The 17,095-nt window shown below is 73.0% G+C and carries 18 protein-coding genes; 17 read left to right on the plus strand and 1 reads right to left on the minus strand.

Features of this window, described 5'->3' with window-relative positions:
* Positions 1-19 precede the first annotated feature (19 nt).
* The 17 genes from JT362_RS19230 (at position 20) to JT362_RS19310 (ending at position 16,918) form a co-directional block, all read left to right on the plus strand.
* Positions 20-685, plus strand: coding sequence for a rhomboid family intramembrane serine protease (locus tag JT362_RS19230; protein WP_260192738.1), 666 nt, complete (start codon positions 20-22; stop codon positions 683-685).
* A 71-nt stretch (positions 686-756) separates the two neighbouring features.
* Complete coding sequence (locus tag JT362_RS19235; RefSeq protein ID WP_260192739.1) at positions 757-2,313, plus strand: UDP-N-acetylmuramoyl-L-alanyl-D-glutamate--2,6-diaminopimelate ligase; 1,557 nt, start codon at positions 757-759, stop codon at positions 2,311-2,313.
* Positions 2,310-3,782, plus strand: a complete 1,473-nt coding sequence (locus tag JT362_RS19240) for a UDP-N-acetylmuramoyl-tripeptide--D-alanyl-D-alanine ligase (RefSeq protein ID WP_260192740.1) — start codon at positions 2,310-2,312, stop codon at positions 3,780-3,782. The genes JT362_RS19235 and JT362_RS19240 overlap by 4 nt, the downstream gene beginning before the upstream one ends.
* Entirely contained in the window at positions 3,779-4,873 is a 1,095-nt protein-coding gene (gene mraY / locus JT362_RS19245; RefSeq protein ID WP_260192742.1) for a phospho-N-acetylmuramoyl-pentapeptide-transferase, read from the plus strand. The genes JT362_RS19240 and mraY overlap by 4 nt, the downstream gene beginning before the upstream one ends.
* Positions 4,870-6,228, plus strand: coding sequence for a UDP-N-acetylmuramoyl-L-alanine--D-glutamate ligase (murD, locus tag JT362_RS19250; protein ID WP_260192743.1), 1,359 nt, complete (start codon positions 4,870-4,872; stop codon positions 6,226-6,228). The genes mraY and murD overlap by 4 nt, the downstream gene beginning before the upstream one ends.
* Positions 6,225-7,628: a putative lipid II flippase FtsW gene (gene ftsW / locus JT362_RS19255; protein ID WP_260192744.1), complete on the plus strand. Its 1,404-nt coding sequence runs from the start codon at positions 6,225-6,227 to the stop codon at positions 7,626-7,628. Before murD ends, ftsW begins: the two co-directional genes overlap by 4 nt.
* Positions 7,625-8,725: an undecaprenyldiphospho-muramoylpentapeptide beta-N-acetylglucosaminyltransferase gene (gene murG, locus JT362_RS19260; protein ID WP_260192746.1), complete on the plus strand. Its 1,101-nt coding sequence runs from the start codon at positions 7,625-7,627 to the stop codon at positions 8,723-8,725. The genes ftsW and murG overlap by 4 nt, the downstream gene beginning before the upstream one ends.
* 14 nt (positions 8,726-8,739) lie before the next feature.
* A complete protein-coding gene (gene murC / locus JT362_RS19265) occupies positions 8,740-10,137 on the plus strand; it encodes a UDP-N-acetylmuramate--L-alanine ligase (protein ID WP_260193223.1) in 1,398 nt (465 codons plus the stop codon).
* Entirely contained in the window at positions 10,134-10,856 is a 723-nt protein-coding gene (locus tag JT362_RS19270) for a cell division protein FtsQ/DivIB (protein WP_260192747.1), read from the plus strand. The genes murC and JT362_RS19270 overlap by 4 nt, the downstream gene beginning before the upstream one ends.
* A gap of 1 nt (position 10,857) precedes the next feature.
* Positions 10,858-11,358 (plus strand): DinB family protein, encoded by a 501-nt coding sequence (locus tag JT362_RS19275; RefSeq protein ID WP_260192748.1) that lies wholly within the window; start codon positions 10,858-10,860, stop codon positions 11,356-11,358.
* A 205-nt stretch (positions 11,359-11,563) separates the two neighbouring features.
* Entirely contained in the window at positions 11,564-12,943 is a 1,380-nt protein-coding gene (gene ftsZ / locus JT362_RS19280) for a cell division protein FtsZ (RefSeq protein WP_260192749.1), read from the plus strand.
* Positions 12,944-12,959: 16 nt separating this feature from the next.
* Positions 12,960-13,676, plus strand: a complete 717-nt coding sequence (gene pgeF / locus JT362_RS19285) for a peptidoglycan editing factor PgeF (protein WP_260193224.1) — start codon at positions 12,960-12,962, stop codon at positions 13,674-13,676.
* The gene (locus JT362_RS19290) at positions 13,673-14,401 is read left to right on the plus strand and encodes a YggS family pyridoxal phosphate-dependent enzyme (protein ID WP_260192750.1); all 729 of its coding nucleotides are present in this window, start codon (positions 13,673-13,675) and stop codon (positions 14,399-14,401) included. The genes pgeF and JT362_RS19290 overlap by 4 nt, the downstream gene beginning before the upstream one ends.
* 37 nt (positions 14,402-14,438) lie before the next feature.
* Positions 14,439-15,128, plus strand: coding sequence for a cell division protein SepF (locus JT362_RS19295; RefSeq protein ID WP_260192752.1), 690 nt, complete (start codon positions 14,439-14,441; stop codon positions 15,126-15,128).
* Positions 15,129-15,148: 20 nt separating this feature from the next.
* Positions 15,149-15,433, plus strand: a complete 285-nt coding sequence (locus JT362_RS19300; RefSeq protein WP_184814390.1) for a YggT family protein — start codon at positions 15,149-15,151, stop codon at positions 15,431-15,433.
* A 46-nt stretch (positions 15,434-15,479) separates the two neighbouring features.
* Entirely contained in the window at positions 15,480-16,313 is an 834-nt protein-coding gene (gene wag31, locus JT362_RS19305; RefSeq protein ID WP_260192755.1) for a DivIVA-like cell division protein Wag31, read from the plus strand.
* 29 nt (positions 16,314-16,342) lie between these two features.
* Entirely contained in the window at positions 16,343-16,918 is a 576-nt protein-coding gene (locus JT362_RS19310) for a hypothetical protein (protein WP_260192756.1), read from the plus strand.
* Here JT362_RS19310 and JT362_RS19315 read toward each other — a convergent pair.
* Positions 16,915-17,091, minus strand: coding sequence for a hypothetical protein (locus JT362_RS19315; RefSeq protein WP_260192757.1), 177 nt, complete (start codon positions 17,089-17,091; stop codon positions 16,915-16,917). The genes JT362_RS19310 and JT362_RS19315 overlap by 4 nt on opposite strands.
* Positions 17,092-17,095 lie beyond the last annotated feature (4 nt).

Consider the following 17,095-nt stretch of genomic DNA (forward strand, 5'->3'; position numbering starts at 1 on the left):
TGCCACATACTGGAAGGCGATGAGCACGCAGCCGTTCGGCCCGCTCGACCCGTCGCCGCCGCCCGCGGTGCGCGACGACGGGTCGCTGGCCAGCCCGCTCGGCCGAGCCGTGTCGCTCATGGTCGGCGTCCTGGCGCTGCTCTGGCTGGTCGAGCTCGTCAACGCGCTGTCCGGCCGCGAGCTCACCCAGGCCGGCGGCATCCGCGCCCGCGACCCCGGGAGCCTGATCGACATCGTGTTCTCGCCGTTCGTGCACGGCAACCTCGAGCACCTCGCCGGGAACGCGCTGCCGCTGTTCAGCCTCGGCTTCATCGCCGCCGTGCCGGACCTGCGGCGGTTCCTGCTGATGAACGCGGTCGTGATCGTCGTCGGCGGGTTCGGCGTGTGGCTGTTCTCGCCGGACAACTCGGTGTCCGTCGGCGCCAGCGGGCTGGTGTTCGGGTACTTCGGGTACCTGCTGCTGCGCGGCATCGTCGACCGCCGCCCGGTCGACGTGGTCGTCTCGGTCGGGGTCGCGCTCGCCTACGGCTACCTGATGTGGCACTCGATCGGGTTCGGCGTCAGCAACATCTCCTGGCAGGGTCACCTCGCCGGGCTGGTCGGCGGGATGCTCGCCGCGATCCTGCTGCGCCGCCGCCGCGCCGCCCCCACCGAGCCCGCGGCACCACCACCGACACCGAGCTAGCGCGTCCCGACACGGCCGCGTGCACCAGGGTGTCCTTGATCGCCCTCCGTGCGCAGGTAACCTTCCGCGACGTGCCCGCCAAGCTCGTTGGCAAGGCCGTCACGGCACCGCCTCGCCCCACCAGGATCACGCCAGTCCCGCTCACCACGTTGGTGGCGCGGGCGGACGCGCGTCTCATCGCACCGGACCACGGCCGGCCCGCGGCCGCCACCGGCATCACGCTGCGTGCCCAACACGTGCTTCCCGGTGACCTGTTCGCCGCGCTGCCCGGTGCCCGCGTGCACGGCGCCGACTTCGCCGACGCGGCCATCGCCGCCGGCGCGGTCGCGGTGCTCACCGACGAGGCGGGCGCCGCCAAGCCGGTCGTCCGCGACTCCGGCCTCCCGGTCGTCGTGCACGACGACCCGCGCGGCGTGCTCGGCTCGGTCGCCGCGTGGATCTACGGCGAACCGTCACTGCACCTGGCCGTGCTCGGCGTCACCGGCACCTCCGGCAAGACCACCACCACGTACATGGTCGAGGCGGGCCTCAAGGCCGCCGGGCACCACACCGGGCTGATCGGCACCGTGGAGACCAGGATCGGCGGGGATCGGCTGGCCAGCGCGTTCACCACCCCCGAGGCCCCGGACCTGCAGGCCCTGTTCGCCGTCATGGTCGAGCGCGGCGTCACGCACGTGCCGATGGAGGTCTCCAGCCACGCGCTCGCGCTCGGCCGGGTCAACGGCACCCGGTTCGCCGTCGGCGGGTTCACCAACCTCTCCCAGGACCACCTGGACTTCCACTCCGACATGGAGGACTACTTCCAGGCGAAGGCCATGCTGTTCGACGGCCGCTCCACCACCGAGGTCGTCTGCGTGGACGGCGAGTGGGGCAAGCGCCTGGTCACCGCGCAGACCATCACCGTGTCCGCCGCCGGTGCCGCCGACTGGACCGCCACCGGCATCACCACCTCCCGGTCCGGCGAGCAGTCGTTCACCATGCACGGCCCGGACGGGCTGACGCTGCCGATCACGCTGCCGATCCCGGGCAGCTTCAACGTCGCCAACGCGCTGCTCGCCGCCGCCTGCGTGCACGCCGCCGGGGTCGAGCCGGCCGACATCGCCGCCGGGCTCGCCTCGGTCGAGGTCCCCGGCCGGATGGAGCGGGTCGCGGTCGGCCAGGACTTCACCGCGGTCGTCGACTACGCGCACAAGCCGGCCGCGGTCGCGCTCGCGCTCGACGCCATGCGCGGCCGCACCGACGGCCGGGTGATCGTCGTCCTCGGCTGCGGCGGCGACCGCGACGAGGGCAAGCGCCCGCTGATGGGCGAGGCCGCCGCGCGCCGCTCCGACCTGCTGATCGTCACCGACGACAACCCGCGCACCGAGGACCCGGCCGCGATCCGCGCAGCCACCCTCGCCGGCGCCCTCGACGTGCCGAAGGCCGAACGCGGCGAGGTCGTCGAGGTCGGCGACCGGCGCGCCGCGATCGAGGCCGCCGTCGCCCGCGCCGGCACCGGCGACGTGGTCGTCATCGCCGGCAAGGGGCACGAGACCGGCCAGGAGATCGACGGTGTCGTGCACCCCTTCTCCGACCACGACGAACTGCGCGCCGCCATCTGGGCCCGCCTGGAGGAGAGCGGACGATGATCCCCCTCACCCTCGCCGAGATCGCGGCGGCCACCGGTGGCCGCCCGCACCACGCCGACGGCACCGAGACCGTCACCGGATCCGTCGAGTTCGACTCCCGCCGCGTGGGCCCCGGCGGCCTGTTCGTCGCGCTGCCCGGCGAGCGGGTCGACGGCCACGACTACGCAGCCACCGCCGTCGCGGCCGGCGCGGTCGGGGTGCTCGCCGCCCGCGAGATCGACGCCCCCTCGGTGATCGTGCCGCCCGCCGGCACCGCGCACGAGCGGTCGGTCGCGCTCACCGGCGACACCGACGGCTCCGGCGCCGCGGTCCTCGCCGGCCTCGCGCGCCTGGCCCGCGAGGTCGTCGACCGGCTCAGCGGACCGGGCGGGCTCACCGTCGTCGGCGTCACCGGATCGTCCGGCAAGACCTCCACCAAGGACCTCATCGCCCAGGTGCTGGAGCCGATGGGGACCACCGTCGCCCCGCCCGGCTCGTTCAACAACGAGCTCGGCCACCCGTGGACCGTGCTGCGCGCCGACCACGACACCCGCCACCTGGTCCTGGAGATGTCCGCCCGGGGCCCTGGCCACATCCGCGCGCTGTGCGACACCGCGCCGCCGCGGATCGGGGTCGTGCTCAACGTCGGCTCCGCGCACCTCGGCGAGTTCGGCTCCCGCGAGGGCATCGCGGCCACCAAGGGCGAGCTGCCCGAGGCACTGCCGACCGACGGCGTCGCCGTGCTCAACGCCGACGACCCCCTGGTCGCCGCGATGGCCGAGCGCACCACCGCCCGGGTCGTGCTCGTCGGGGAGAGCGAGCACGCCCAGATCCGGGCCGTCGACGTGGCGCTCGACGACCACGCCCGCGCCACGTTCACCCTGGTCACCCCGCACGGCGAGCGGCGGGTCAGGCTCGCCCTGCACGGCGGCCACCACGTCGGCAACGCGCTGTCGGCCGCCGCGGTCGGCCTCGAACTCGGCGCGGACCTCGACGACGTGGCCGAGCGGCTGCGGGACGCCCGGCGACGCTCCGCCAGACGGATGGAGGTCACCGACCGCGCCGACGGGGTCACGGTCGTCAACGACAGCTACAACGCCAACCCCGAGTCGGTCGCCGCCGCGCTGCGCACCCTGGCCCGCATGGGCGGCGACGGCGAGCGCCGCACCTGGGCGGTACTCGGCCTGATGGGCGAGCTCGGCGACGACGGCGAGGAGGAACACGAGCGGACCGGCCGGCTCGCCGCCCGACTGGGCATCGACCGGCTGGTGGCGGTGGACGAGCAGGCCGGGGGCATCCAGCACGGCGCCCGGCTCGAGGGGACGGACGGGAAGGAGCCGGTGCTGGTGCCGGATGTCGAAGCCGCGATCGCGTTGTTGGACGCGGAACTGCGGCCGGGTGACGTGGTCCTGGTCAAGGCCTCCAAGGTGGCCGCGCTGTGGCGGGTCGCGGACGCGCTGCTCGAGGCCGAGTTGGAGGCCGGCGCGTGATCGGCATCCTGATCGCGGCCGCGATCGCGCTCATGGTCTCCATCCTGTTCACGCCGTACCTGATCCGGGTGTTCTCCCGGCAGGGCTTCGGGCAGGAGATCCGCGAGGAGGGCCCGGAGGGGCACAAGTCCAAGCGCGGCACCCCGACCATGGGCGGCGTCGCGATCATCGTGGCGATGTGGGCCGGTTACCTGGTCGCGCACCTGGTCAGCGCGATGACCGGTCCGAGTGAGGGCCCGACCGTGTCCGGCCTGCTGGTCATGCTGCTCACCACGGGCCTCGGCCTGGTCGGCTTCCTGGACGACTTCATCAAGATCCGCAAACAGCGCAACCTCGGGCTGAACAAGACCGCGAAGATGGTCGGGCAGCTGGTCGTCGCGCTCGTGTTCGGCATCCTCGCGGTGAACTTCGCCGACCGGTACGGGTTCACCCCGGCCTCGGTGAACCTGTCGTTCGTGCGCGACCTGACGATCATCTCGTTCGGCACCATCGGGTTCGTCGTCTTCTGCTACATCGCGGTGTCCGGCTGGTCGAACGCGGTGAACTTCACCGACGGCCTGGACGGGCTCGCCGGCGGCGCCTCGGCGATGGTGTTCGGCACCTACGTGGTCATCACGTTCTGGCAGTTCCGCTACAACTGCGGCGACAGCGACCCGACCCCCGGCTGCTACGACGTGCGCGACCCGCTCGACCTCGCCGTGATCGCGGCCGCCGCGATGGGCGCGTGCATCGGGTTCCTCTGGTGGAACGCCGCGCCGGCGAAGATCTTCATGGGGGACACCGGCTCCCTGGCGCTCGGCGGCCTGGTGGCCGGCCTGTCCATCACCACCCAGACCGAGCTGCTGATGGTGATCGTGGGCGGCCTGTTCGTCGTGGAGATGCTGTCGGTGGTGCTGCAGATCGCGGTGTTCCGCACGACCAGGCGAAGACTGTTCCGGATGGCCCCGTTCCACCACCACTTCGAGCTGGCCGGGTGGGCGGAGACCACGGTGATCATCAGGTTCTGGCTGCTGGCCGGGATCTGCGCGATCTTCGGCCTCGGCCTCTTCTACAGCGAGTGGCTGGCCGCCGCCGGCAACCTGACGCCATGACCGACCGGGTACTGGTCGCCGGCGCCGGGGTGACCGGGCGGTCGGTCGTGGACGCGCTGGTCGAGCTGGGCGCGCGGGTCACCGTGACGGTGCCCGAGTCGGCCGCCGGGCAGCTCGCCGGGTTCCCGGACGGCGTGGCGACCGAGGCCGGGCTCGCCGCGCCGCCCGCCGGCACCGACCTCGTCGTCACCAGCCCCGGCATCCCGCCGACGAACCCGCTGCTGGCCGCCGCGGCTGCCGCCGGGATCGAGGTGATCGGCGAGGTCGAGCTGGCCTGGCGGATCGCCGCCGCGAAGCCAGCGCCGCCCACCTGGCTCGCCATCACCGGCACCGACGGCAAGACCACCACCGTCGGCATGCTCGAGGCGATCCTGCGTGCCGCCGGGATCGACGCCGTGGCCTGCGGGAACGTCGGCCTGCCGGTGGTCGACGCGGTCCGCGCCGGCCACCCGGTGCTCGCCGTCGAGCTGTCCAGCTACCAGCTGCACTGGCAGTCCTCGCTGCGCGCCGGCGCCGCCGTGGTGCTCAACGTCGCCGACGACCACCTCGACTGGCACGGCGGCGTCGAGCCCTACGTCGAGGCCAAGGCGCGGATCTACACCGGCGCCCGGCTCGCCGTGCACAACGCCGACGACCCCGTGTCCACCCGCCTGGCCGCGAGCCGCCCGAACCGGGTCTCCTTCACCCTCGGCGCGCCGGCCCCCGGCCAGTACGGCGTCGCCGACGGCTGGCTCGTGCACGGCGACCTGCGGCTCCTGCCCGCCGCCGAGGTCCGCCCCGCCGGCCCGCACAACGTCGCCAACGCGCTGGCCGCCGCCGCCCTCGCCCGCGCCGCCGGCGTGTCGCCCGAGCACGTCCGCGCCGGGCTGAACGCCTACGAGCCGCCCGAGCACCGGGTCCAGCTGGTCGCCGACATCGGCGGCGTGCGGTGGATCAACGACTCCAAGGCCACCAACACCCACGCCGCGCACGGCTCGCTGACCGCGTTCGAGCACGTGGTGTGGATCGCCGGCGGCCTGCTGCACGGCGCCCCGGTCGACGCGCTGGTCGCCGAGGTCGCGCCACGCCTGCGCGGGACCGTGCTGATCGGCGCCGACCAGGACGCCTTCGCCGCCGCGCTCGCGCGACACGCGCCGGATGTCCCGGTACATCGGGTCCGGTCGGGGGACGATGAGCCCATGATCTCCGCAGTGCGCGCGGCCGGCGCGATGGCGGGTCATGGCGACGTGGTCCTGCTCGCCCCGGCGGCCAAGTCCCACGACCAGTTCGCGAGCTACGTGCACCGCGGCACGGCGTTCACCGAGGCCGTGCACGCCACGGCCGGTGCGGTCGCCGAGCCCGGGCGCGGCGGATGACGGCACTCGAACCGGCACGAGCCGAGACGCAGGACAAGGCGGGCAAGGAGCGCACCCCGCGCCGGCCCGCGCGTCACGGCCGGATCCACGCGGCCAGGGTCGCGCTGACCGCGTGGCTCGGCCGGCCCCTCGCGTCGTTCCACCTGGTGCTCGCGATCTGCGGCCTGCTGGTCGTGCTCGGCCTGGTGATGGTGCTCTCCGCGTCGTCGGTGATCTCCCAGCAGCAGAGCTACTCGCCCTACACGGTGTTCGGCAAGCAGGTCGTGTTCGTGCTGGTCGGGCTGGTGCTGTTCTGGATCGGGCTGCGGATGCCGCTGCGCAAGATCCGCTCCTGGAGCCCGACCGCGCTCTGGGTGAGCCTGCTGATGCTCGTCCTCGTGCTGATCCCCGGCATCGGCACCCAGGTCAACGGCACCCGCAGCTGGTTCCAGTTCGGCCCGGTCGGCTTCCAGCCGGTCGAGGTGGCCAAGGTCGCGCTCGCGCTGTGGGGAGCGCACATCCTCGTGGTCAAGCGCGGGCTGCTGCACCAGTACCGGCACCTGCTGGTGCCCGTGGTGCCGGTGGCGCTGGTGATGTTCGCGCTGATCATGCTGCAGCCCGACCTCGGCGGCACGATCACCCTCGGCGTGGTGCTGATCGCCCTGCTGTGGTTCGCCGGCGCGCAGATGCGGCTGTTCGTCGCGCTCGCGGGCGGCGCCGTGGCCGGCGCGCTGATCCTGGCCCTCAACGCCGACTACCGGCTGCTGCGCGTGCTCGCCTTCCTCAACCCGGAGGAGGCCCCGGACAGCGCGAACTACCAGGCCGCGCAGGCCCTGTACGCGCTCGCCGACGGCGGTCTGTTCGGCAAGGGCCTCGGCCAGGGCCCGTCGAAGTACTTCTACCTGCCCAACGTGCACAACGACTTCATCTTCGCCCTGGTCGGGGAGGAGCTGGGGTTCCTCGGCTGCGCGCTGGTGCTCGGCCTGTTCGCCCTGCTCGCCGTGGTCGGCATGCGGATCGCGACCCGCAACATCGACCCGTGGATCCGGATGGTGGCGGCCACGCTCACCGTGTGGCTGGTGGCGCAGGCGGCGATCAACATCGGCTACGTGGTGGGCCTGCTGCCGGTCACCGGCATCACATTGCCGCTGATCTCGGCCGGTGGCACCTCCGTGGTGATCACGCTGCTGGTGTTCGGCATCCTCGCGAACTGTGCTCGGCACGAGCCCGAGTCGGTGGCCGCACTACGCTCTCAGGGGCCAGGCCGGTTCGGACGGCTGATGCGGCTGCCCGCGCCGGACCCGTACCAGCCCCCCGCGAAGCGCCGGCCGGCCCGCACCCCCGCTCGTCCGCGCGGCCCCGGCGGCAGCGGCTCAGCCCGCCGGCAGCACCCGCGCCGTTCCCGAGGAGGAACACGTTGACCGACCCCACGCGCCGTGGGCCCTGCGTCGTCGTCGCCGGCGGCGGGACCGCCGGACACATCGAACCCGCGCTCGCCCTGGCCGACGCGGTCCGCCGCCTCCGCCCGGACGCGCGGGTGGTCGCGCTCGGCACCGAGCGCGGCCTGGAGAAGACGATCATCCCGGCCCGCGGCTACCAGCTGGAGATGATCCCGCCGGTGCCGATGCCCAGGAAGCCGAACGTCGACCTGCTGAAGCTGCCGCTCAAGGTGCGCTCCGCGGTGAAGACGACCCGCGAGGTGCTGGACCGGGTCGGCGCCGACGTCGTGGTCGGCTTCGGCGGCTACGTCGCGCTGCCCGCGTACCTGGCCGCCCGTGGCCGCACCCCGATCGTGGTGCACGACTCCAACGCCCGGGTCGGCCTGGCCAACAAGGTCGGCGCCCGGTTCGCCGACAAGGTCGCGGTCGCCGTGCCCGACTCCGGGCTGCCGAACGCGGAGGTGGTCGGCATCCCGCTGCGCGAGTCGATCATCCAGCTGGACCGGCACGCGCTGCGCGCCAGGGCCCGCCAGTTCTTCGGCCTGCACCCGCAGGCCCCGACGCTGCTGGTGTTCGGCGGCTCGCAGGGCGCGCGGTCGATCAACAACGCGGTGTCCGCGTGCGCCAGGCAGTTCGCCGACGCGCGGATCGGCGTACTGCACGCGCACGGCCCGAAGAACTCCCTGGTCGTGCAGGACGTGCCGGGTGCGCCGAGGTACATCGGCGTGCCGTACCTGGACCGGATGGACATGGCCTACGCGGCCGCCGACGCGGTGCTCTGCCGCAGCGGCGCGATGACCGTGGCCGAGGTGTCCGCGGTCGGCCTGCCCGCGATCTTCGTGCCGCTGCCGCACGGCAACGGCGAGCAGGCACTGAACGCGAAGCCCGTGGTGGACGCGGGCGGCGGGTACACGGTCCTGGACGAGGAGCTGACCCCCCAGCGGGTCGCCGAGCTGGCCATCCCGCTGCTGACCGACCAGCGCCGCCTCGCGTCGATGAGCGCCGCCGCCCAGGGCACCGGCCACCGCGCGGCCGCCGACGTCCTGGCCCGCATGGTCCTGGACGTGGTGCGCAAGTGAGCCTTCTGGATCGCATGCACCTGGTCGGGATCGGTGGGGCCGGGATGAGTGGGATCGCACGGATCCTGCTCGACCGGGGGCTCGCGGTGTCCGGGTCGGACGCCAAGGAGTCGACCGCGCTGCTCACCCTGCGCGCGCAGGGCGCCAGGATCGCCGTCGGGCAGGCCGCGGCCAACCTCGACCTGCACGGGCCGGACGGGCCGACCGCGGTGGTCGTGTCCACGGCGATCAAGGCCGACAACCCCGAGCTGGTGGCCGCGAAGGAGCGCCGCCTGCCCGTGCTGCACCGGTCCGCCGCGCTGGCCGAGCTGATGGCCGACCACCGGGTCGCCTGCGTGGCCGGTACCCACGGCAAGACGTCCACCACCTCGATGCTGACCGTGGCGCTGCAGCGGTGCCGGCTGGACCCGTCGTTCGCCATCGGCGGCGACCTGAACGACTCCGGCGCCAACGCCCACCACGGCGCGGGCGGGATCTTCGTCGCCGAGGCCGACGAGAGCGACGGCTCGTTCCTGGCGTTCTCGCCGTCGGTCGCCGTGGTCACCAACGTCGAGGCCGACCACCTCGACCACCACGGCTCGGTGGCGGCCTACACGGCGGTGTTCGAGGCTTTCGTCGACCGCATCGTGCCCGGCGGCGTGCTGGTCGCCTGCGCCGACGACCCCGGCTCGGCCGCCCTCGCCGACTCCGCCGAGGCCCGCGGCGTCCGGGTGCGCCGCTACGGCCGCGCCACCGACGCCACCGGCTCCGCCGGCGACGCCACGATCCTCGACTACCGGCCGGTGGACGGCGCCGGCGTGGTCCGGGTCCACCTCGACGGCCGCGAACTGGAGCTGCGGGTCCAGCTGCCCGGCGAGCACATGGCCGCCAACGCCGTCGCCGCGCTGGTCGCCGGCCTGGAGCTCGGCGCGCCGGCCGACGGGCTGGTCGAGGGCATCGCCGGCTTCGGCGGCGTCCGGCGCCGGTTCGAGTTCAAGGGCCGGGCCGGCGACGTTCGGGTCTACGACGACTACGCCCACCACCCGACCGAGGTCGCCGCGCAGCTGCGCGCGGCCCGGCAGGCGGCCCAGGGCGGCCGGCTCGTGGTGGTCTTCCAGCCGCACCTGTACTCGCGCACGAAGCTGTTCGCGGCCGAGTTCGGCGCGGCGCTCTCGCTCGCCGACGAGGTGGTCGTGCTGGACGTGTACGGCGCGCGGGAGCAGCCGGAGCCGGGGGTGACCGGCCTGCTCGTGGCCGACGCGGTGTCGCCGCCCGCGCGGGTGCACTGGCAGCCGTCGTTCGACAAGGTGCCGGAGCTGGTCGCGGACCTCGCCCGTTCGGGCGACCTGGTGCTCACCATGGGCGCGGGCGACGTGACCATGCTCGGCCCGGAGGTGGTCGCGGAGCTGGAGCGGCGGGTGAAGCTGGCGTGACCACCACGGTCCGGGGCAGGCGGCGGCCGGTCGAGCGGCGGCCGCCGACCCGCCGGCGGTACCTCGCCCGGCGCTGGGTGGCGCTGCTGGTGGTGCTGGCGGTCCTCGGGCTGGGGTACGTGCTGATGTTCACCTCGGTCGTCGGCGTGCGCGAGGTCGCGGTGTTCGGCACCAGGGACCTCTCGCACGACCAGGTGCGGGAGACCGCCTCGATCGAGCTGGGCGCGCCGATGGTGCGGCTGGACACCGAGGAGATCGCGCTGCGGGTGGCGGAGCTGCCCCGGGTGTTCGAGGTGCGGGTGTCCCGGTCCTGGCCGAGCACGGTGGAGATCACCGTGACCGAGCGGGACCCGGTCGCGGTGCGCCTGGCCGGCGACGACGTGCACCTGATCGACCGCACCGGCCTGGACTACGCCACGGTCGAGGCCAGGCCGAAGGAGCTGCCGGTGCTGCGGGTCGAGAACCCGAGCCCGGACGACGCCGCCACCCGGGCCGCGGTGACCGTGCTCCAGGACATCCCCGACCAGCTGCGCGAGCGGGTGGTCGAGGTGTCGGCCGAGACGGCCGGGAGCGTGCGGCTGACCCTGGCCGGCAAGAAGATCGTGAACTGGGGCGACGCCGAGGACAACACCCGCAAGGCCGCCGTGCTGGCGCCGCTGCTCACCCGGCCGGGCAAGATCTACGACGTGACCACTCCCGACTTCCCCACGGTGTCCTGAAGTGGATGACCGTCCCGAGGCCCCGTTCACCGGCGGCGAGCGCGTCCAGCTCGCCGGCTTCCTCGACTACCTGCGCGCCACGGTCGTGCTGAAGGCCACCGGCCTCACCGACGAGCAGGCAAGGCGCCCGCTGGTCGAGTCCTCGCCGCTGACCACGGTCGCCGGGATCGTCTCCCACCTCACCTACGTGGAGAACGCCTGGTTCGCGGTGGTCCTCGACGGCAAACCGAGCCAGTGGGCCGAGCGGCTGGCCGCCGATCAGGACGCCGAGTTCCGCGCCGGCCACACCACCCCGCTGCCCGAGCTGCTCGCCGCCTACGAGGCCGAGTGCGCGCGCAGCCGCGACGTGGCGGAGCGGCTCGACCTGACCGCCACCGGCCTCCGGCACGGCGAGCCGGTCAACCTGCGCTGGGTGCTCATCCACATGATCGAGGAGACCGGCCGGCACGCCGGACACCTGGACCTGTTGCGGGAGCAGGCGGACGGCAGTACCGGGGAGTGACGACCCCATCGGGTGTTCGCACGCACAACCCCGTAGACACACGGCGTGGCGGCTGGAATCGGCGGGTCTCGGTGCCTACCGTCCTGTATTCGACGTCAGGGCTTGACATAACTCTAAGTCTCTTGTTGAGGTTCAGGGTTTGCGTGACTTCTGACGAGTCGGGGTCTTGTAGGGCAGCAGAGCGTGACCAAGGAAGGCGGATCCGATGACGCCCCCGCACAACTACCTGGCGGTGATCAAGGTCGTCGGCATCGGCGGCGGTGGGGTCAACGCCGTGAACCGCATGATCGAGGTCGGCCTGAAGGGTGTCGAGTTCATCGCGGTGAACACCGACGCCCAGGCGCTCCTGATGTCCGACGCCGACGTGAAGCTCGACATCGGCCGGGAGCTCACCCGAGGGCTCGGCGCAGGCGCCAACCCGGAGGTCGGGCACAAGGCCGCCGAGGACCACCGCGAGGAGATCGAGGAGGTCCTCAAGGGGGCCGACATGGTCTTCGTCACCGCGGGGGAGGGCGGCGGCACCGGCACCGGTGGCGCGCCGGTGGTGGCCTCCATCGCCCGCAAGCTCGGCGCGCTCACCATCGGCGTGGTGACCCGCCCGTTCGCCTTCGAGGGCAAGCGGCGGGCCAAGCAGGCCGAGGAGGGCATCACCGAGCTGCGCAACGAGTGCGACACGCTCATCGTCATCCCCAACGACCGGCTGCTGCAGCTCGGCGACATCGGCGTCTCGCTGATGGACGCGTTCCGCTCGGCCGACGAGGTGCTGCTCTCCGGTGTGCAGGGCATCACCGACCTGATCACCACGCCCGGGCTGATCAACCTGGACTTCGCCGACGTGAAGAGCGTCATGTCCGGCGCCGGCAGCGCGCTGATGGGCATCGGCTCGGCGCGCGGCGAGGGCAGAGCCGTGCAGGCCGCGCAGAAGGCGATCAACTCGCCCCTGCTCGAGGCGTCGATGGACGGCGCCCACGGTGTCCTGCTTGCCATCGCCGGCGGGTCGGACCTGGGGCTGTTCGAGATCAACGAGTCCGCGTCGCTGGTCCAGGAGTCCGCCCACCCCGAGGCGAACATCATCTTCGGAACGGTGATCGACGACTCGCTCGGCGACGAGGTCCGGGTGACCGTGATCGCCGCCGGCTTCGACAGCGGCACCCCGACGCACAAGAAGCTCGATCCGACGGTCGTCGGCTCCCGTACTCCGGTCGCGTCCGCCCAGTCCGGCCAGGTGGCCCCGCCACCCGCGCCCGGCCCGACCCCCGGCCCCGCGCCGAGCGAGCCGCGGGAGCACACGCCAGAGCCGGCGCCCCGCCCGGAGCCCCCGGCCCCCGCGCCGGAGCCGCACCAGCCGCCCGCCCCGCCAGCGGCGCCGCAGGCGGACCACCAGCCGGAGACCGCGCCCCCGCCCCGCCAGGCCGCGAGCGGCTACGGCACGACCGGGAACCCGATGGGCGGCGGCGTTCCGCCGTCGGCGAGCCCGCGCCGCACCACGCCCGGCACGCCCGGCGGTGGCCTGCCCGGCCGGGCGGTCCCGGTCACCGACGAGCCGGACGACGAGGTGGACGTTCCCCCGTTCATGCGCCGGTAGCCTCCCTGTCGTGATCCTGCGCGTCAGGCGGGTCGTGACGACCCGCGCCGGTGGACGGTCGAAGCCGCCGTACGAGTCGTTCAACCTGGGTGCCGGAGTCGGGGACGATCCCGGCGCCGTCACCGCCAACCGCCACCGGCTCGCCGACGAGCTCGGTCTCGACCGGGACCGGCTGGTGTGGATGGAACAGGTGCACGGGCGCAACGCCGAGATCGTCGACGGCCCGGTGCCCGACGCGGTCGAGGCGACCGACGCGCTCGTCACCACCCGGCCCGGGCTCGCGCTCGTCGCGCTGTGCGCCGACTGCGTCCCCGTGCTCCTGGCCGACCCGGAGGCCGGCGTGGTCGGCGCCGCGCACGCCGGCCGGGTCGGTGCCCGGGTCGGCGTGCTGCCCGCCGCGCTCGACGCCATGGTCGAGGCGGGCGCGGCGATGAACCGGATCGAGGTCCTCCTCGGCCCGGCCGTGTGCGGCGAGTGCTACGAGGTGCCCACGCACATGCAGGCCGACGTGGAACGTCATCTACCGGGCAGCGCGTGCCGGACCAGGCGCGGAACCCCAGGGCTCGACCTGCGCGCCGGGCTCTGGCGCCAGCTCGCCGACGCCGGGGTCGGCCGGGTCGGCGTGGACCCGAGGTGCACCGTTGAGGACGCAACCTTGTTCAGTCACCGCAGGGACGGCACCACTGGGCGATTGGCCGCCGTCACCTGGCTCGAGCCGGACGGTGCCGCGTGAACGCCCGACGGGCGGAGCTGGCCGCCGCGCTGAAGGAGGTCCGTACCCGGATCGACGACGCCTGCCTGGCCGCCGGGCGCGCGCCCGAGGAGGTCCGGCTGGTCGCGGTCACCAAGACGTTCCCGGCGTCCGACGCCGCGCTGCTCTGCGACCTCGGCATGGTCGACCTCGCCGAGAACCGCGAGCAGGAGGCCGTCGCCAAGGCCGCCGACCTGCGGGAACTCCGGCCGGACGCGCCCGTGCGCTGGCACATGGTCGGCCGGCTCCAGCGGAACAAGGCGCGCTCGGTGGTCCGGTGGGCGGCCGAGGTCCAGTCGGTCGACTCGCCGCGGCTGGCCGAGGCGCTGGCCAGGGCGACCGGCAACGCGGTGGACGCGGGGGAGCGCTCCGGCCCGCTCGACGTGCTCCTGCAGGCCAGCATCGACGGCGACCCGGCCCGCGGCGGGTGCCCGCTCGACGAACTCGGCCGGCTCGCCGATGAGGTCACACGAACGGGTGAATTACGGCTGAACGGGATCATGGCCGTGGCGCCGCGTGCGATGGACCCGGCGGAGGCGTTCGGGCGGCTGGCGGAAGCGGCCGCCGGCCTGCGTGAAGATCATCCGGAGGCCACCGAACTGTCCGCCGGGATGACGAACGATCTCGAGGCGGCGATCACTCACGGTTCCACCTGCGTGCGTGTCGGAACCGCGCTGCTGGGTAGCCGCGGGCTAGCCTCCCCCTAACACGCACGGGGAGCCGCGAGCAATCGAGGGCAGGGGTATGGGCACGCTGCAGAAGCTGAAGGCCTACTTCGGAATGGTCCCTGCCGACGAGTACGACGGCTACGACCTCGATGACCTGGACGATGGTGCCATGGACTACCGAACCGGCTACCGGCGGCCCGACTACCTCGCGGACGACGACGACTACGAACCGTATCCGGATGAGCGTCGGCGTGGTTTCGGTGGGCGGCGGGTCTACCGCGACGAACCGATCGACGAGCGGTACGACGAGCGGTTGGACGGTGAGCTGGGCGGCCGTGCCGACTACCCGCAGCGACCGGTCCGGCCCCGTCCGTCCTGGGCGAGCGAGGCCCCCGTGCACGGTGCCCTGGCGGTCGAGCCGACCAGGGCCCCGTCTCCGCGTCCACGCAAGGAACCGGCCCCCCAGCCGGCCACGAGCGCGTACCCGATGGGCCGGATCGTGACGCTGCACCCGACGAGCTTCGCCGAGGCCAGGACCATCGGCGAGCACTACCGGGACGGTACCCCGGTGATCATCAACCTGACCGAGATGGACGACGCGGACGCCAAGCGGCTGGTCGATTTCTCGGCCGGGCTGGCGTTCGCCATGCGGGGTGCGATGGACAAGGTGACGAACAAGGTGTTCTTGATCTCACCGCCGAACGTGGACCCGACCGCGGAGGACAAGAGGAGGATTGCCGAGGGCGGGTTGCTCAACCGAAGCTGAGTGATGGCAGAGTTGACAACGTGGATCCCGTGCGGCTTGTCTTGTATTGGGTACTGTTCGTCTTCTGGCTGTTCCTGACCGCGCGTGTCGTGGTGGAGCTCGTTCGAGCGTTCTCGAGAGAGTGGCGCCCGGCCGGCGGGGTTGCGGTAACGCTGGAGACCATCTACACAGTGACCGACCCTCCGGTCCGCTTGGTCCGTCGGTTGATACCGATGGTCCGGATCGGGGGCGTAGGGCTGGACCTATCGATTATGGTGCTGCTGTTGGTCGTGTTCATACTGATGCGACTGGCCTATCCCGGGTGACGGGGCCCCGGGGTGGACCGCAGCCATGAGTGCGTGAGGTGATCGAATGTCGTTGACCCCCGCTGACGTGCACAACGTCGCGTTCAGCAAGCCTCCCATTGGCAAGCGGGGCTACAACGAGGACGAGGTGGACGCGTTCCTCGACCTGGTCGAGGTCGAGCTGTCCCGCCTGATCGAGGAGAACAACGACCTGCGTGCGCAGGTCGAGCAGCTCGACTCGCAGCTCGAGTCGGCGCGTGCCGACATCGAGGACGCGAGCCGAGGTGTCGCTCCCGCGCCGGCTCCGGAGCCTCGACGCCTGACGCCGGTGCCGCCGCCGAGCGCACTCGAGCAGACCTCGCCCGGCCAGGCGGGTGGCGATCATCACGTACAGGCCGCGAAGGTGCTCGGCCTGGCCCAGGAGATGGCCGACCGCCTCACCGGCGAGGCCAAGGCCGAGTCCGACGGCATGCTGTCCGAGGCGCGCACCAAGTCCGAGCAGCTCCTGTCCGAGGCCAGGGCGAAGTCGGACACCATGGTCAACGAGGCCCGCACCAGGGCCGAGACGATGCTCAACGACGCGCGTACCCGGGCGGAGTCCCTGGAACGCCAGGCCCGCGACAAGGCCACGGCGCTGGAACGCGACGCGCAGCGTCAGCACACCGAGGTCCTCGGCCAGGTGCAGACCGAACGCACCGCGCTCGAGAAGAAGATCGACGAGCTGCGCACGTTCGAACGCGAGTACCGCACCCGGTTGAAGATGCTGCTCGAGTCCAGCCTCCGCGAACTCGGCGACCGGGGTCCGGCCGCACCGTCCAGCCCGTCGTCGGAAGGCGGCAGTCGATCGTCGAGTAGTCAGCAGGGCTACGCGTTCGGTCCCCGCGCCGCCGAGGCCGGCTGACCCGTCCACGCGCCCGCACTGGGGTTCCCGTGCTCTACATCGTCCTGGCCCTGGTGCTGGCCGCGTTCGGTCTGCTGATCGCCGCACTCACGACCGCGAACACCGTCTGGGCGTGGATCTCGGTGACGATCAGCGTGGTGGCCGCCGCGCTGCTCATCGCGGACTGGGTCGGCACCCGCCGCCGCGCCGGCTCGATGACCGCGCCCGCGTCGGCCGCGCCGCCTCGCGCCCCCACGGCGCCTGAGGAGCCCCGCGACCCCGTGCGGGACTTCGAGCAGGTCCACGAGCGCGGACCGGAGCCCGAGCCGATCCCGCTGGTCGAGCAGACCGTCCAGCACGAGCGCTTCCCGGCCCTGCCCCCGCCCGACGAGGAGCCGGGGGAGGAGGCCACCGACGCGTCGGACCTGCTGGTGGTCTCCGAGCTGACCATCGAGGTCCGGGTGGTGGACGAGCACCCCCGCTACCACCTCGGCTCGTGCGCGTGGCTCAAGGACAAGGCCACCCTGCCGCTGCCGGTCAACGAGGCCCGCCAGCTGGGGTTCACCCCCTGCGCCTACTGCGGCCCGGACGCCGTCCTCGCCGCCCGCCACCGCGCCGCCCGTTAAGGCAGCCAATCGTCGTCCTCGCCGATCACCGCCGGGCTCGCCGGCTGGTCCTCGCCCCAGAAGTCGTCCTCCGGTTCCGGGAGGTATCGGGAGGGCGGGCGCACCAGGTCTTCCTCGGGGTTCTCCACCACCTGCCGGAAGGCCCGCAGGAACATGCCGAACCCGGATGTCATCCCC

Source organism: Actinophytocola gossypii, assembly GCF_025165815.1.
Taxonomy (GTDB): domain Bacteria; phylum Actinomycetota; class Actinomycetes; order Mycobacteriales; family Pseudonocardiaceae; genus Actinophytocola; species Actinophytocola gossypii.

Coding starts and splice junctions, on each gene's coding strand:
- JT362_RS19230 (WP_260192738.1), top strand. CDS start 20: ATGAGCACGCAGCCGTTCGGCCCGCTCGACCCGTCGCCGCCGCCCGCG.
- JT362_RS19240 (WP_260192740.1), top strand. CDS start 2,310: ATGATCCCCCTCACCCTCGCCGAGATCGCGGCGGCCACCGGTGGCCGC.
- murD (WP_260192743.1), top strand. CDS start 4,870: ATGACCGACCGGGTACTGGTCGCCGGCGCCGGGGTGACCGGGCGGTCG.
- ftsW (WP_260192744.1), top strand. CDS start 6,225: ATGACGGCACTCGAACCGGCACGAGCCGAGACGCAGGACAAGGCGGGC.
- murC (WP_260193223.1), top strand. CDS start 8,740: ATGCACCTGGTCGGGATCGGTGGGGCCGGGATGAGTGGGATCGCACGG.
- ftsZ (WP_260192749.1), top strand. CDS start 11,564: ATGACGCCCCCGCACAACTACCTGGCGGTGATCAAGGTCGTCGGCATC.
- JT362_RS19295 (WP_260192752.1), top strand. CDS start 14,439: ATGGGCACGCTGCAGAAGCTGAAGGCCTACTTCGGAATGGTCCCTGCC.
- wag31 (WP_260192755.1), top strand. CDS start 15,480: ATGTCGTTGACCCCCGCTGACGTGCACAACGTCGCGTTCAGCAAGCCT.
- JT362_RS19315 (WP_260192757.1), bottom strand. CDS start 17,091: ATGACATCCGGGTTCGGCATGTTCCTGCGGGCCTTCCGGCAGGTGGTG.